This window comes from Pseudomonas fluorescens (assembly GCF_004683905.1).
GTDB lineage: Bacteria > Pseudomonadota > Gammaproteobacteria > Pseudomonadales > Pseudomonadaceae > Aquipseudomonas > Aquipseudomonas putida_A.
The window spans coordinates 1,594,087-1,610,515 of record NZ_CP038438.1 but is presented as its reverse complement, the minus strand read 5'-3'; the positions used below and the strand labels follow the sequence as shown (position 1 = coordinate 1,610,515).

Sequence of the window (16,429 nt, the reverse complement as noted above, 5' to 3'; positions counted from 1 at the left end):
GTCGAATTGATCGAGGGTTAAACGACTAGTCTGACAAAGACGGTTTCAACCCCCGCAGGAGAAATCATCATGAACGTCGAGAATCATCCGGTGGTATCGCGCGAAGAATGGCTCGCTGCGCGCAAACAACATCTGGCCGACGAAAAGGCCTTCACCAAGGAACGCGACCGCCTCAGCGCCCAGCGCCGCGCGTTGCCCTGGGTCAAAGTCGACAAGGACTATCAATTTCAAGGCCCAAACGGCGAACTGAAACTGGCCGACCTGTTCGGCAAGCACAGCCAGTTGATCGTTTACCATTTCATGTTCGCCAAGGACTGGGAGGAAGGCTGTCAGGGCTGCTCGTTCCTGTCCGACCACATCGACGGCGCCAATTTGCACCTGGCCCACCACGACATCGCCATGGTCGCGGTCTCCCACGCCCCGTTTGAACAGTTCCAGGCCTTCAAGCGGCGTATGGGCTGGAAATTCGACTGGGTGTCGTCAGACGGTTCCGATTTCAACTACGACTTTGGCGTGTGTGCCCGCGCTGAAGATGTCGCTGCAGGAAAGGCTACGTACAACTACGAAAAGACTGACAGTGCCGAGGAAGAAATGCCGGGGCTGAGTGTGTTTTATCGTGATGCAAAGGGCGACATTTTCCACACCTACTCAACCTATGCCCGTGGGCTGGACATGTTGGTGGGCGCCTACAACTACCTCGACCTCACGCCCAAGGGCAGGAATGAGGACGAGATCATGGAGTGGGTGCGGCATCATGATCGGTATGAGTCGGCAATGAAGTCTGACTGCTGTCATGGCAAAGAAGGTTGAACCCAATCGGAAAAAGCGGGGTTCGTCCCCGCTATCGACGCAGCCAAAAGGTGACTTACCTTTCGGTACGCAAGTTCATATACAAGGATTTGATCAATGCATCCTCGCCGTCCTCAATGTCCGGGACATAAAAGCTCATACCAAATTCGCTAACGTCAAACCCGTCATCGTCAATGACGGCTTGGATGCCATTACCGCGGAACAGACCCAGTACGGGGAACAGTTTTTCTCCCACCAGTTTATGTCCCTGCCAGGAGACGCCGCTTCTATCGAAAAACTCCAAACCTTTTACTATGTCTTGCTCGTCGTAAAAGACATGCAGGTCGTGACGTACAAATGCATCGGTAGTGTTCAATGAGCCAGCCGTTTTCTTGAACTCCTCGAAATCACGGCCCAAAATACTGCGCACATGCATTCTGGACAAGGTTCCACTCAACGGCCCTACCGCTCCGAATACCTGGAATGAAAAGTCCACCTCCGCTACCTCCTGAAATCGTTCGCATCCAGTTTGAAGGCATACAACAACATCATCTAATAGTTGAATTTTGTTTTGATCTGTTCGCCTTCGCGATAAGACAGGACAAACGACTTCCATGGTTCACCGCGCTCGACTGCATTTGCATGCAACTGGTCAACCAGACGAAGAATTATTGCCCCGTTGATGTCTGTTTCGGCGTTCCAGTCCTCCACCCCGCTTTTCTCAACGCCCAGTTCCGTCTGAATGTATCCCTCCCCCAACTCCACACCGTAGCTGAATGCATCGTAGCCATGGACGATACCGGCTTCGACTTCCTGGAAGATTTCCTGGACGATATTTATATCTTCATTAATCACTATGAAACCTCCGGAAATTGATGGAGCAAGTTCTTGAGCAGCAAGGTTTTCGCCTTCTCATCAATTACGTGTGGCGCATCAGATTGCTACGCGAAGGGAGAAATCAGTCATCCACCATGACTTCAAATGTTGATTTCCGCATTTAATTTCTCTTTTAAGCTGAGTACATCCGACAGCGGCACGACCCATTGGGAAATCCTGTCGCCATCCTCGTTAACGACCTCTCGTGCACCGAAGTAAGAATTAACATCGTCCACATTAAACCCAGGAACAACATCGTTTGTAAAAACCACATTATTCTGAATGTGAACTGACTCTTCAACAAAGTATAAAACCCAGACCATCAGGAAATTTGCGAACTCTGGATCAAGCATTGAAGTGACCAATACAGAGCGCGTTCTCCCTTCGAGACCGAAACAAATCAATGAGTACCAGCTACTCAAATATTCCTGCCTTCCCCAGAAGGAGATCGGAGCAAAAAAGCATTCCTCTTGGTCACCTAGTCGGATAAATCCCCGTAGGGCCTGGACTCCAAAGTGGTCGGGAGGCTCTTTTTCCAGCAAAATTTCAAAGCTCATTATTTAGTCAAAAAAAGGGATAGACCATACCTTCTTTAAATTAGGTCTGACCCCTTTCCCGTTTTCTAAACATTTGAAACATAAGGGTCAACGCCTTCACTTATCAATCGCTCTTGTAAAACAAACAGAAATTGTATTGCAGCCTCTTCATTGACAGAAGCTTTCAGCGCATCACCCTCAGTTATCTCGTCCTCACGCATCACGTCCACATGCCCACCCGCATCATACCTTATGAAATATCGCTCATTGCGTTTCCAAATCTCTACATCACGGAACTTGAATAGCAAATTGTCCATGGCCCACTCTCATTAGAAAATTTTAGTGACAGTATAGTCCCCAGGCTGCACTGGGTTCATTACAGCCTCTGGCAATCCACCAGGGCTGGTGAATCCACCTGGGCGCCAGAAACCATTTGCTCCGTACTCATTCCCTGATGGGATTCGGAAGCCATCTGTCTTATTGATTGAGATCAGAACCGGGGACAGACCACGTTTTATTTAAACGTGGTCTGTCCCATCGATACTTTCTTTCGAGCGAGTTACTCACCCACCTGAAAAAACGTAATGACGGGGCCGTAGTCACTTTCTGAATTCGAGACTTCCACAAAGAATTTTTGGTCGGGAAATTTCTCTTTCAGCACCATTCTCCAAGAGAATGCAATTACATTGCACAGCTGAAAAAAAACGCTGTCCGATACATTATCTGCGCACTGATCGAAAAGATCATAAACATGCACATTGTTAATGATCCGCTCGACTTCGCGAACATCATTCATCTCAGCCATTCGCGCAGAGAATGTTTCAAAAGCAAAATTTCGCTCCAGAAAAACCCCCTCCCCAACCGTCAAAAAGTCTGGGAAAAACACCTTCGAAAATAACAACATTTGCTCAGGATGACATTGATCACTGATATATGAAAAAACATCCAGCCCCTCTTGTTCATTCCACTGTTTTTTCCAGGTCTCGTAGTTTACGGCGTCCGTAACAGGGGGAATTGAGTAGATCCCATTCATGGTATTTCTTCCGGATTGACGCTTCTTGGAGGCGCTTTGGTGGATGGTGACTGAACTCTGACTGACCCATCAGGGAGGGTATTTCTACCATACTCAATGACATGAGGCGTTGGTACACCTGCGTGAGCGGCACCCGTGACATCCACGCGTTTGATGATCATGCCTTGCGAATCGTATACCGCATAACTGGTGATGTTTCCTCGATTATCAGCACGATACAGGGTCGCACCCTTAGGCCCCAACAGGCTGAATCTACCGCTGACTTGTGTGGCATGCTCCAAGGGGCCTCCAATCAGATTCGCGGCATTTCGGGGGGGGGTCAATACAGACGGAGTATGAGGCGAACCTCCGCCCGTCGGTCCTTTGTTCGTCACCGTGAGAACTCGCCCACCCACTTTTACACCGAGCGACTTAAACTCACCCAACGCCGCATCGATAAGGAAACGCGAAGCAACGACATAGTTATCACCTTCCAGGGGATACTTGACGGTGTTGCCATTCTCATGCTCACCCTTTGCAAGCTCGTTGCTCTTCCTCAGGCTTTCCTCTGATTTACCGGTAAAGAAAGCTGCCAATTTAATCGCCGCGCCATCTTTTAACTCTTCAACTTCCTTACCTGCTGCAGCATTAATCAGAGCGTTTGCAGTAAAGCTCACCATGAACTTCATGGGTCCCATTACAGCTTGAGCTGCAATGGCAACGGTTTTGAGCTGATCACGTTTATCAGCCGGCAATGAATTGGCCACCACGAGCAGGTCACCCAGCTCTGAAAGGGCCGCCTGCCCCATGGGAATGACCTTTTCGTTCACTGTGGTCGTATCGAGATAGACGACGTTCGTTCCCCCACTACCGTCGTTCTTGGGCTCCATGATGATGTTGCCCTGATCAACCTCCTTCGCCATTTCCTTATCGTAGTCGGCTGCCAGATCGGCAAATCGCTTGAGTCCAGCAAGCACTTCGGGGTCAAGGGAATCCATATCCGAAGGATTTTTTCCCTGTCGAACAAAGTTCTTTGTGATGGCCAATGCCTGCTCATCACCAAGCTCATTACGAAGCGAAGGAGACACCTCACTGATATCAACTAGCTGAGCATTGATTGCCAGTTTCAGATTTTGCAGAAAGCTGGCACCGGCCAAAGCCTGGTTGAGCATGTTCTTTTTGAAGTCGGTAACGCTTTCGCCCCAACGGTCCAGCGTCTCTAACGGATGGCTAACGGCATCAATGGAGGAACTGCTCGCATACAACGTCGTGCGATGTTCCTCATCCTTGGTGACCTCATAGGCCTTGTTCACATCACGATTAAGACCCGCCGTGGAATCCTGACCGGTGATTTTGTCGTTACGCACGACAATCTGACCTTCACCCACGGTGGCATTCAGCGTCTGCTGACGATCCTTGTCGTACTTGTAGCCCTCCACGGCCCAGCTGTTTTTGCTTTCTCCTTCCATGCCCTTGTTCGGCTTGTCGGCTTGGGCGCCACCGCCCCCGCCATAACTGCCGCTGACATTGAGGTAATACCCGTGCTCGTTATCCTTGCCCGTGATGTTGCGGTAGCCGAGGGTGTCAGTGTCGAGTTTCAGGTTGCCGTTGTCGGCGCTGATCACCGAGCCATCAAGTTGCGTATGTTTTTCGGTACGGATGTCGACTTTGCTTTTGCCACTGATAACAGTCTGGTTGTCGACCCAGTTGGTTTTGCCGTTGGTTTCGCCATAACCCAAAGAACCGCTGACCGTTGCACCGAAGCTGACCGCAACCGTCAGGCTGGCATCGAACTCCTTGCCTTCGACCTTGCCGGTGTTGGGTACCGAGGTCACGGTCAGGTTGCGACCGACATCACCGATGACTTCGTCGCCACGCAAAGTCGCGCCAGCGATATTGGTATCGCGACCGCTTTCGAAGCCCAGTTTGTTGCCGGCATACAGATAGGCTTCTTGCTGCTTGACGTCCTCACGGTTGAGATCGCCGATACCCACATTCGCCGAACCATAAACACCGAAGCCGTCCTGGCCGGCAATGATGCCGCCCTCCGCACCCCAGCTACGCCGATCGTGCGAACTCTCGTAGGCGTTTTGCGCCGAGAGAATATTCAGATCGTTACCGGCCTTGAGGGAGATATCCCGATCGGCGCTGGCGCGGGTGCCGATCAGGGTCAGATCGTTTTCCGCGTCAAGGTTGATGCTGCCACCGGCGTTCAACTGACTGGCCGTCGAGGTGCCCTGCGTCGATTTGTCTACAGTGCCGGCATTGCTGACACCAACGCCCAGTTTGAAGCCGCCGGTGGTGCCCCCTTTGACGCCGCCCTTGCTCTGGGTCGAATGCCCGTCGCTGCTTTCCGAACCGTGCGCGACATCAAAGGTGATGTCCTTGCCTTTGACGTTGATGTCACGGCCGGCATTGAACTGGCTACCGCTGACGTTGACGTTGTTGCCAGCATCCAGCGTGACGTCATTGCCGGCAGACAATGTCGACGGACGTTGAGTGAGCGACGTCTGAGTCTGGCTGGAACTGACGCTCGAGCCGCCGATATGTCCGTCAAATTTCGGTCCACTGAAGAATTGATCCAGCGTATCAACCGACTTGAGAACACTTGAGCCCTTGCTGACCCCGTCCTCACCTTTGCCAGTGCCTTTGAGGCCATCCATCGTATTGCCGATGTTGTAGGCCGTGGTCACGGTGATGCCGTTGCGCTTGATGCTGTCACGGATGGTGACTTCGCTTGCCTCTTCCTTGGCATCGATGTTGATGTCGCGATCAGCCTTGAGCCGGATGTTGTTCTCGGCTATCAAGTCGGAGCCTTGCTGATTGATATCCCGACCGGCATTTACAGTGATGTTCATTCCCGCATCGATGGAACTGCCCGCTGCGGTGTAGCCCTTGCTGTTGACGCCATGTTGAATGGTTTCACTACCGGCGAAGGTGGTGAAAGCATTGCTGTCGATGGTCTGTTTGATACCAACGGTCTTGTCTGTCTCCCAGCTGTTGCTGCGGTGGTTGTCAATTGATGCGACCACATTGACATCGCGACCGGCATCGAGAGAAGCATTGTTAACTGCGCTCACTCCACTGCCGATGATGTTGATGTCGCGCGCCGCATTGAGAATCGCATCGTGCCCGGCATTGACCTGACTACCGATACTCTCAGAGCTGACAACTTCCCGCCCGCCATTGTGAGAGGTCGCGAAGGTCATGTCCGCGCCAAAGCCTGGTGTACCGGCGGCCCAACCGATCGTATCCTTCAGCGAAAGGCCCAGTTTTTTCTTGTACTCTTCGGCTCGGCTGTACGCCTGATCATCGGCCGACGACAGGGTGATATCGCCTTCTTTGTCCACCAGGCCGGCATGAAGCTCAGCATCATTGTCAGCGTTGACTTCACTGGCGTTCAGACGAACATCGCGTCCCGCCAACACCACGGCGTCATGCCCGGCATTCAACTGGCTACCGACCTGGGTAACAGATGTCTGCAAATGGCTACTGCCACTTTTCGACATACCAAACAGACCGGTCTTCGTCTTCTTGTAGTAGGAACCGGACTCTTCAGTGGCGGAAAGAACTGCAACGTCTTTGGTCGCACCCACGACCAGATCATTTCCGGCTTTCAACTGGCTACCGATGATGGTGACATTGCGTCCGCCGTCGAGACTGACGGCGCCGTCTTCATCCTTCGACGAGTTGACCGTGAGGTCGCGCCCCGCTTCGATTACCGAGGCAACATTCTCGCTCTCATAACTTTCAGCCTGAGTGGTCTTGCTGCGCCCGAACGAGCCCTTTTTCTTCTTGTAGTAATAAGAAGAACTTTCATCTTTGGCCGAGGCAACGGTGATGTCCTGAGCCGCGTCGAGACTGACATCTTCCGTAGCCCTGATTCGACTGGCGATGATGCCAAGATCGTTACCCGCGTTGAGCGCGATATCGCGCCCGGCGTTCAGTACTGAGGATTGTTGCGTGATGCTGTGAGTCTCGTTCGCGCGCTTCTTGCTGCGCGATACGTAGTCACTCTCGTCGGCGGCCGAAGTGATGACAATGTCATGGCCTGCGGTTGCAGCGAGATCCCGCTTGGCATCCAGCCGACTGGCCACAACCGCCACATCCCGATCGGCACTGATCGACAGATCGCGCCCTGATGTCACTTCAGCCCCATGCTGGGTAATTGTCTGATCGAGGTAGCTGCCGCCCCGCGCATTGGTGCTGCGATCCTGCACTGAAGTGATGTTCACATCGCGATCGGCATCGAGAGTCATGTCCCCACCGCTTTTCAGCACGCCGCCGATGTTGTTGATGTCTTTGCCGGACTTGACCGTAAGATCATTGGCCGCTTCGATTCGCGCGGCGTTGTCCAGGTAGTCGCGGTGGAACACGTTGCCACCGCGATTGACATCGACACTGGTCACGTCACGCTGGTTGATCACGCTGCCGTTGGTGGCTGTGAGGCTGACGTCCTTGCCGGAAATGATGCCGCCGGATTTGTTGATGATGTCGTTGCCGGCCTTGAGCGTCAGGCGTTCGCCGGCTTCGATCAGACCGGTGTTGGTGAGGTTATTGCCGGCCTCCGCCGACAGGTTGTTGGAGGCGCGCAGCGTCCCGGCATTATCCAGATTGCCACCGGCGATCAGGGTCACGTCACCGCCCTGGATCAGCGCGCCGTTCGGCGCCAGGCGGTTGTTGGCCTGGGCCAGATACAGCACCGGCACCAGCACTTTTTCTCCGTTCACTTCGTGCTCTTCGAGCCAGACGATGTCGTGGGTCAGTGCCGCCACTTGTTGCGCGGTCAGGGTGACGCCCACCGACAGGTTGAGCTGATCCTTGCTGGCGATGGCGTTGTTCATCAGGTACTTGAACATGCCTTCGTCGGAGGTCTGTCCGTCGATGAAGCGCTGGCCGGTGCGGGCCACCACGGCCTGCTGCACCATGCGTTGTTCAAACAGTCCGTCGCCCAGGCGCTTGGCGCTGGTGTCGGGGTCGTAGCCGAGCTTGCCCAACAGATAGTCCGAGCTCATGAACTGCTTGAGGTTGGTCAGCGCCGGGTTGGTTTCGATCAGATATTTGTGCGGGTTGGAGCGCACGCTGGTATCGGGTAGGGCCTGCACGCGTGGAACGTCGAAAGAAACGTTGCCACGAGCGGGCATCAGCACACCGACCGGCCCGTCACCGGCAGCGGCATTGACGTTGATGACAGCCGTCTTGTCATTGAGATTCAGCGAAGGACGGCTGGCCAATGCTAGCTCACGATTCTTCACCGAGACTGGATCGTTTTTATCGAACTGGAGGTCTGTTGCATGCCTGACCGGCATGCCGCCCGCATGTGTCGAGGGTGCGGCCGTGATGGAGCCGATCGTCCAGTCCTTGCCGGCTACGAGCGTTTGCTCGCTGCCGTCCTTGCGGCTGAGGCGGAACAGACCGTTGTCGCCGGTCGGCAGGGTGAAGCCCGGCAAGGCCAGTGGGTTGACCTGTTGTTGGGCGAGGTCTGGAGGAAGCTGGGCGTTGATACGGATGACTGTCGGGGTGACTTGACCCGCCAGTTGCGTGGAGCCCAGGCGAGACGCTCCGCCGGCAGCGGCGTTACCGTTGCGAACGACGCCGTTGTCCAGTTTGTTGGTCGCGTTGATGTAGACGGTGCCGCCGGCCTGAACGACTGCGTTGGCATTGGCCGTCGGGCTGCTTTCGGTAATCTTCGTGTCGAAGGGGACCGCGTTCTTGATTATGGCCGGGGCTTCAGCGCGCACGCCCGAGTCATAGCTTGGCGCAGCGTAACGCAGTTTCCCGGAATCGTATTCGATAGCGATCGAGCCAAACAGAAGGTATCTGATCGCCTCACGACCACCCTGACGCCCTCCTATTCGGGTGAGCGATTCGACGTTATTCATGTCCCAGGTGTGAATATTGGGAACCATCCTGATCTTCCCGTTCACAACACCTGTTTGCCCCGAATCGTAATCCGGATCGTTCGCGGCGTTGTAATTCAGGACGTCCTGCCAGAAGTTCCAGCCCCTGCTGGCCTTGGGTGCATCAATCCAACGCGTGATGGTGTAATCCCCGACAGTGGCCCCTTGGTTGGTGAAGTTCTGGACGTTGAATGTCATATCCCGGCCGGCGCTGACGACCGACGCGTTATTAATGAATTCGCGACCGTTCCCTGTCAGGTTGCGCCCGGCGGTCAATGTGCCCGATGCCGAATCCTTGACGATGGTGGAATGGTATTTTTCTTCCCAGACCAGGTGGCTGGGCAGGCGACTCTCGAAATTGATGCCACTGAACGAGGTACACGTCGTGCATCGAACACCAATTGTTCCCGAAACGAGTCCTCCACCTGCGGCGACCTCGAACACATCCTTGCGGTTCTCGATGTGATCCGCCGCCAGACTCAGATCACCCACGCTTTCAATGGTCGCTGAAACGTTGTTGATCGACGAACTCCAGCCGTTGCTGTCATCCCGGGCAATGCTGATGTTGCCGATGCCATAGATATCGGCGTAGCGGTTGGTCAGCGTGCCGACGCGCAAGGCCATGTCGCCGCCACTGAAAATCAGACCGTTCTGGTTAAGCAGTGAATCGGTGTTGACGCGCAGATAGCCGGCACTGCCCAGCGTTCCGTTGTTGGTCAGCGCTGCGGCATTGACGGTCAGGCTGTCTGCCGACGTCAGTCGCCCGAGGTTAGTCAGGCTGCCGCGACTGGTGATCGTCGCGGTTGTCGCCCCAGTGATGCTGGCCGCGCTGCTCAGGTCGATCCCGGACGCGGCGAGGCCAAGATTGCCCACACTGCTCAGCCGACCGTTGCCGCCATAAGTGCCGCTCAACTGGATATCGAAATTGCCACTGCTGGCAATCAATCCGTCATTGTTCCAATTGCCGCCACGTCCAATCAACTGATTGGAAGCAAGCAACTGGCCGCTCGCAGCCTGCACAAAATTGCCGACATTAACCGTCAGCCGCCCCGCCTGAATCACGCTGCTGTTGGTCCAGCTGTCCGCGTTCAGCGTCAGGCCGCCGAGGGTCACCAGCGAGCCGCCGGCGTTCATGACGTTGGCGGTCGAGATGCCGAATTCGCCGACGCCGACATGGGTGATCGAGCCGCCGGCATTGAGCAGGCTCGGCGTGGCGAGATTGAAGTCGTTGTTGGCGGTTTCCACCAGACCGTTGCGGTTATCGAACTGGCTGCCGATCTGGAAATCGGTTTTGCCGCCAGCGCCCAGCGCGCGCAGTTTGCCGCCCTGGTTATCGAGGTTGGCAGCACGAATCGCTAGTGTGCCGGCGCTTTCGATCAGGCCGCTGCGGTTGCTGAGGTTGCCGTTGACGCCCAGGTCGATGCCATTGCCGCTGATCTGGCCGGCGTTGTTGCTCATCGAGCCGGCGGTGGCTTTCACCTTGCCCCGGGCGTAGATCCCGCCGCCGCTGTTGTCGAGCGTGCCGACACCGGCATCGAGCAGGATGTCACCGCTGTTGGCGGCGATACGCCCGCCGTCGCTGTAGATACCACCGAGTGCGCGCAGGTCGAGGCGGCTGCCTTCGATCTTGCCGCCCTGGCCGTTGCGCAACACGCCGGTCAGGCGGGTCTGCAGCAAACCCTTGAGGCTCGACAGCACACCGCCACGGCTGTCGAGGCTGGCGGCGGTGAGGGTCAGGTCGCCGTTCTGGGCGATGATCTTGCCGCCCTGGTTGTCGATGGCGCCGCTGCCCGCATTCACGGTCAGTGCTGTCATGCTTTGCACAGCGCCCTTGGCGTTGTTCAGCGCCGCAGCGGTGAGGTTCACCCCGGCATCGCGGCTGGAGATCAGGCCATCGGTGTCGTTGTGCAGAGTGCCGCCAGCGGTGAGATCCAGTTGGCTGTTGGCCGACACGGTGCCGCTTTGGCTGTTGTTCAGATCACCGCTGGTGAGCAGGTTCAGCAAGGTCTGGCTGATCAGTTGCCCGCCGCGGTTGTCGACACTGGCGGAACGCTTGATCAGCAGTGGGCCGCTGCTGCCCAGCGCACCATTGACGTTGGTCAGGGCACCGAGCAGGTCGAGGCTGACGCTGTCATCGCCAACGAGGCTGCCATTGCTGTTGTTCAGGTGCGTGCCGGTGAAGGTCAGGGCTTTTTTCGCAGTGACTCTGCCGCCGCTGTTGTCCAGCGATGCGGCGCGGACGTCCAGCGCGTCACCGCTCTCGATCAAGCCGCCGGAAGCATTGCTGAGCGTGCCGCCAGTCAGGGCCAGCGTCTGTTTGCCGCCACTGCTGACCGTGCCGTTGCTGTTATCGAGGCTGGCCGCTTTGATACTCACTTCGCCCTTCGCGCCCACGCCACCTTTGCTGTGGTTGGTGAGCGCACCACTGAGGTCGATGCTGGTGTTGCCGAGCAGACTGGAAACACTGCCTTGCTGACTGTTGTCGAGGGTGCCGCCGGTGACGCTCACGCCGTTCCAGCCGGAGACCAGACCACCCTGGTTTTTCAGCTCGGCAGCGGTCAGAGTCAGTTGATCGTTGCTGATCAGGTTGCCGCCACGGTTGTCCAGGCTGTTGCCTTTCAAACTGAAGCTGTTGACGCTGGAAATCTCGCCCTTCTGGTTATTCAGATTGCGCAGCGTATCGATGCTCAACACGCCTTTGCTGTTGATCACGCCGTTCTGGTTATTGAGGTCACGCAGGTGGGCGATGCTTAGCAAACCCTTGCTGCTGATCAGGCCGTCCTGGTTATTCAGATCCTGTGCGGTGGCGCCCAGATCGATCGCCACGCCCGCAACACCCACCAGCGTGCCGCCCTGATTATTCAGGCCGGTGCTGTTGAGGGTCAGTTGTTGCGCGGCCTTGATGCTGCCCTTGTTCTGGTTGTTCAGCAGGCCATCGACCTTGACGTCGATATCGCTGTCACTGAGCAAAACACCTTCGCCGCTGTTATCCAGACTCGCCGCGCGAACCTGCAGCGCCGCCGCCGCGATCTTGCCTTTGATCGAGGTCAGCGCGTTGTCGATCTGCAGGGTGAGTTTCTGATTGCTCAGCAGTTGGCCGCCGCTGTTATCCAATGACTTGGCGAGCAGTTCGAAAGCCTGCTCGCTGGAAATCTCGCCGCCACGGTTGTTTACGTCAGCCAGATTCTTCAACAACAACTGACCCGGTGCACTGATGACGCCGCCCTGGTTGTTCAACGCGCCGCCGTTCAGATCGACGCTGACATCAGCATTGCTGCTGAACAGCCTGCCGCCCTGTTGATCGAGACCACGAACATTGGCCACCAGCGAATTGGCCGCGCCGAGACTGCCGGCGGTGTTGGTCACCTGGCCGGCCGCGATGTGCAATTGATCGGCGGAGTAAATGCTGGCCTGGCTGTTGTTGAGGTCGCCGGTGGTGATGCTCAGTTTGCCTTTGCCACTGATCGCGCCTTTTTGCTGATTATCCAGCGCGCTGCTGTTGAGCGTGAGGTCGCTGTCGGTCAGCAGTTTGCCGCCCTGGTTACTGACAGCGCCACGGGTGTCGATGGTCAGCGCTTTAGCGCTGGAGACCGTGCCGGCCTTGTTGTCGAGGCTGTCGGCGTTGATCGCCAGAGCCCCTTCACCGACGACACTGCCCTGCCCGTTGTTCAGCCCCGCAGAGAGGTTGATTGCGATATCTTTCTGGCTGGTCAGACGTCCGCTGTTTTCCAGGGTCTTGCCCGTCAGGGTCAAGCCGCTGTCACCGGACAGCAGCCCCTTGTTGCGGTTGATGACGTCATTAACCGTCAGCGCCAGATTGCCGCCGGCGAGCATGTAACCGCTGTCGCTGTTGTCGAGCCAGGCGCCGATCAGGCTCACATCGGCCTTGCTCGACAGTTCGCCGCTGCGGTTGTCGATACGGTCAACGGTGAGGTTCAGCGCTTTTGTCGCGCCCACCAGACCTTCCTGGCGATTATCCAGAGACGCGGCTTTGAGCGTCAGGCCGTTGTCGGCAATGACCACGCCGTCCTGGTTATCGAACAGACCGGTGACGCTCAAATCAACGTCGCCGCGACCACGGATTTCGCCATGGGTATTGTCCAGGCTGGCGCTGCGCGCTTCGATGCCTGCTGAGGCGATCACGCCTTTGATGTTGCTCAGGGCACGCTCAACAATCAGCGTGAGCTTTTCGTTGCTCAGCAGTTTGCCGCCATCGTTGTTCAGGCTTTGCGCGTTGACGCTCCAGGCTTTCGCGCCGGAAATCTCACCAGCGCTGTTGTTCACCTCATTGAGGTTCTTGAACAGCAATTGACCCGGCGCATGAATGTTACCGCGCTGGTTGTCGAGCAGACCGTTGTGCATGTCAACGGTCAGATCGGCGTTGCTGAACAGCTCGCCGCCGTCCTGCTCCAGCGAAGTGACCGATACGTCCAGGTTCTGCTGACTGCCGATGGTCCCGCCCGAGTTATCCAGGTGGGTGGCGGTGAGCAATAGCGTGCCATCGGTGGCGAGACTGCCGCCGCGCAGGTTCTTGAATTCGCCAGTGGTCAGCGTCGAATCGGCCTTGGCGCTGATGATGCCGGTGTCGCTGTTGTCGAGGCTGCCACTGGTAAATGTCAGGCCCTTTTGCGAGGCGAGCAAACCGCCCTGGTTCAATACAGCGCCGCCGCTGGTGAGCGCCATCGATTCGATACTCGACAGTTTGCCCAGACGATTGTCGAGACTGCCGAGGTTGAGGGTCATCTGCCCTTCACTGCTGATCAGGCCTTGCTGGTTATCCACGGCCTCGCCGAAGGTCAGCCCCAGTGTTTTCTGGCTGACGATCCGCCCGGCGACGTTGCTCAAACCGATGCCGCTCAGCGTGCTCGCGCCCTTGCTGAAAATCAGGCCGTTGCTGGCGTTGATGATCTGCGCGACTTTCGCCTCCAGCGTGGTGTCGGACAACACCTTGCCGCCCTCGCTGTTGTCCAGGCGCGACCCGTTGATGTGCAGGTCCTGCTGGCTGGAGAGCGAGCCGCCGCGGTTGTCGATCTGGTCGACGTTGACCGTCAGGGTCTTGAGCGACCCGACGAGACCGTCCTGATGGTTCTGTAGCGTCTTGCCGGTGAGCAACAGGTTGCCTTCGGCGACCAATTCACCGCCCTGCTGGTTCAGGCTGTCGATGTTGGCGTCGACATCGCCCTTGCCGGAAATCCGTCCGCCATCGTTGGTGACATTGTTGGCCTTGAGGCTCAGCAAACCGGTCGAGGTGAGCAGACCGCCATTGCGGTTGTCCAGCGTGTTGCCCTCGAACGTCAGTGTGGTCTTGCTTTCAACGCGGCCCTTGTCGCCGTTATCCAGTTCACCGATCAACAGTTTCGCCGCCTGATCAGCGCGAATCGTGCCACTGCGGTTGTCCGTATTGGCGCTGGTAACCGTCAGGGTGTTGAGGCTGGAAATCTTGCCGGCGCGGTTATCCAGGCGCGTGGCTTGCAGGTCCATCGCTGCGTTGGCCTGGATCAGGCCTTTGTTCTGGTTGTCCAGGCGATCGCTGATGCGCGTGGTCAGCGTGCCTTCACTGGTCAACTGGCCTTGCTGGCTATTGTCGAATTGCTGTGCGCGCAGGGTCAGCGCTTGTCTGGCGCCGATCCGGCCGCCGTTGCTGTTGTTGATCGCACTGAGGGCGGTGATGTCGAGCAACTGCCCGGCGGTCATCACGCCGGCGACGTTATCCAGCGAAGTGACCGTCAGCACTGCGTCGGTCTGGCCGCTGAGTTCGCCATTGCGGTTGATCAATTGACCGATGTTGCCGGTCAGTCTGGTCTGGCTGTTGATCACGCCTTTGTTGTTCAGCACTTGAGCGGCATTCAGGTTCATCGTGCCGCCGCTCAGTACGCGCCCGCTATTGCGGTTGTCCAGGGTGCCCGCCGTGATCGCCGTGGTTTGTCCGCTGAGGGTGCCGCCCTGGTTGCTCAGGGTTTGCGCAGTGCTGACTGTCAGATTGCGGCCGGCGATGAGGCTTTTGCCAGTGTTGTCGAGGTTTTGCGCACTCAGGCTCAGATCACCGTTGGCGTTACGGCTGCCGTCGGCGTTGACCCCGGCCTCGATGACTCCGGCGTTGGTCAGCTGACCGCTGGCACTGAGGTTGATACTGTCGCGGGCAGCCAGGGTCTGGCGGTTGGTCAGATTGCCTTGGGTCTGCACGTTCAATGTCGTGCCGGCATAGACTGGGCCGCGCGCATCAAGGCTGGCCGCCTTGACGTTGACCGCGCCAGTGGCCGAGGTATCAACCAGGCTCAATTGACCATTGGCATCAAGCTGAATATCGCCACCGCTGGCGATCAGTTTACCGTCGAGCTTCACGCCGACCCCGGCCTCGGTGCCGACCAGTTTGATCGCCCCGGCATACATCCCGCCCAGCGCCGAGGAGTCAATCGCCAGTTGCGGTTTGGCGCTGCCGTCATCGGCGCGGGCCGTGACGTTCAAGGTCTGTGCGTTAACGTCGTTGCGCCCGGCAACGATGGTCAGGTTCTGCGCCTGGATTTCGGCATTGATCTTCGCGCTACGGGTGATGATTTCGAAGCGGTCGACGTTGGTCGCGTTAAGCCCGGCGCCTTCAATGGCCACAGAACCCTGATCAACCTGAAAACGATCCAGCCGCCCCGCGCCATCCAGCACCGGTTTGCCGGTGGTCAGCGTCACGCGCGGCGCGTTGATGAAGCCGCAACCATTACAGGTGATGCCATACGGGTTGGCGACAATCACTCGCGCCGACTGCCCCGCCACTTCGGTGTAACCGCGCAACTGGCTTGGGTTGCCGCTGATGACTTCGTTGAGAATGGCTTGCGCCGAGCCGCTGTTTTTCAGGTTCGGGTTGCCGATAATGTGGCCGCCCAATTGTGTGTTCGACGTCTGGCTCGAGCCGTTGTTGAGGATGACACCCTGCGCGCCGACGTTGTAATCGTGGAACTGGTTATGCGACAGACCGCTGCCGTTGGGCGTGGCGATGTTGATGATCGGCACGCCGTTACCGGCCCGATCCAGCGCGGTGTTCGGGTTGGCCACGACAATGCCGTCGGCCTGCGCCCACATCGGTTGCCAGAACATGACGTTCGCCAGCAGGAACGCCAGCCCGCGCTTGGGCATGCCCAGAAACGACTCACGGGTTTTCACGTCAGCAGAAGGCTGACCAGCGAGGAAGGCGTATTGGCGAACGTCCATGTTTGAGCTCTCGTTGCGACAGGCGAGTGAGTTCTGGGTAATCAACAGGCAAAGCGATCCCCGCCTGGCCAAAACACGGGGCCAAGTGAGAGAACAAGCAAAAAGGGGGGATAAAT

General features: G+C 57.0%; 7 protein-coding genes. 1 reads left to right on the top strand and 6 read right to left on the bottom strand.

Annotation, left to right across the window (positions count from 1 at the left end; translation table 11 throughout):
- The first annotated feature begins 69 nt into the window (after positions 1-69).
- Entirely contained in the window at positions 70-810 is a 741-nt protein-coding gene (locus E4T63_RS07380; protein WP_135295172.1) for a DUF899 domain-containing protein, read from the top strand.
- A 55-nt stretch (positions 811-865) separates the two neighbouring features.
- Here E4T63_RS07380 and E4T63_RS07375 read toward each other — a convergent pair whose 3' ends face one another.
- From E4T63_RS07375 to E4T63_RS28480, 6 genes are all read right to left on the bottom strand, one after another.
- The gene (locus E4T63_RS07375) at positions 866-1,285 is read right to left on the bottom strand and encodes a hypothetical protein (protein ID WP_135295171.1); all 420 of its coding nucleotides are present in this window, start codon (positions 1,283-1,285) and stop codon (positions 866-868) included.
- A 56-nt stretch (positions 1,286-1,341) separates the two neighbouring features.
- Positions 1,342-1,644: a hypothetical protein gene (locus tag E4T63_RS07370; protein WP_135295170.1), complete on the bottom strand. Its 303-nt coding sequence runs from the start codon at positions 1,642-1,644 to the stop codon at positions 1,342-1,344.
- Between the two features lie 122 nt (positions 1,645-1,766).
- Positions 1,767-2,222: a hypothetical protein gene (locus tag E4T63_RS07365; protein WP_135295169.1), complete on the bottom strand. Its 456-nt coding sequence runs from the start codon at positions 2,220-2,222 to the stop codon at positions 1,767-1,769.
- Positions 2,223-2,287: 65 nt separating this feature from the next.
- Positions 2,288-2,518, bottom strand: coding sequence for a hypothetical protein (locus E4T63_RS07360; RefSeq protein WP_135295168.1), 231 nt, complete (start codon positions 2,516-2,518; stop codon positions 2,288-2,290).
- 242 nt (positions 2,519-2,760) lie between these two features.
- Positions 2,761-3,234, bottom strand: a complete 474-nt coding sequence (locus tag E4T63_RS07355) for a hypothetical protein (protein ID WP_135295167.1) — start codon at positions 3,232-3,234, stop codon at positions 2,761-2,763.
- Positions 3,231-16,313 (bottom strand): hemagglutinin repeat-containing protein, encoded by a 13,083-nt coding sequence (locus E4T63_RS28480; RefSeq protein ID WP_167797066.1) that lies wholly within the window; start codon positions 16,311-16,313, stop codon positions 3,231-3,233. The genes E4T63_RS07355 and E4T63_RS28480 overlap by 4 nt, the downstream gene beginning before the upstream one ends.
- Positions 16,314-16,429: the final 116 nt, after the last annotated feature.

What these genes read in the sequence shown, in the direction of transcription:
- E4T63_RS07380 (WP_135295172.1), top strand. Translation starts at nt 70, where the DNA reads ATGAACGTCGAGAATCATCCGGTGGTATCGCGCGAAGAATGGCTCGCT.
- E4T63_RS07365 (WP_135295169.1), bottom strand. Translation starts at nt 2,222, where the DNA reads ATGAGCTTTGAAATTTTGCTGGAAAAAGAGCCTCCCGACCACTTTGGA.
- E4T63_RS07360 (WP_135295168.1), bottom strand. Translation starts at nt 2,518, where the DNA reads ATGGACAATTTGCTATTCAAGTTCCGTGATGTAGAGATTTGGAAACGC.
- E4T63_RS07355 (WP_135295167.1), bottom strand. Translation starts at nt 3,234, where the DNA reads ATGAATGGGATCTACTCAATTCCCCCTGTTACGGACGCCGTAAACTAC.
- E4T63_RS28480 (WP_167797066.1), bottom strand. Translation starts at nt 16,313, where the DNA reads ATGGACGTTCGCCAATACGCCTTCCTCGCTGGTCAGCCTTCTGCTGAC.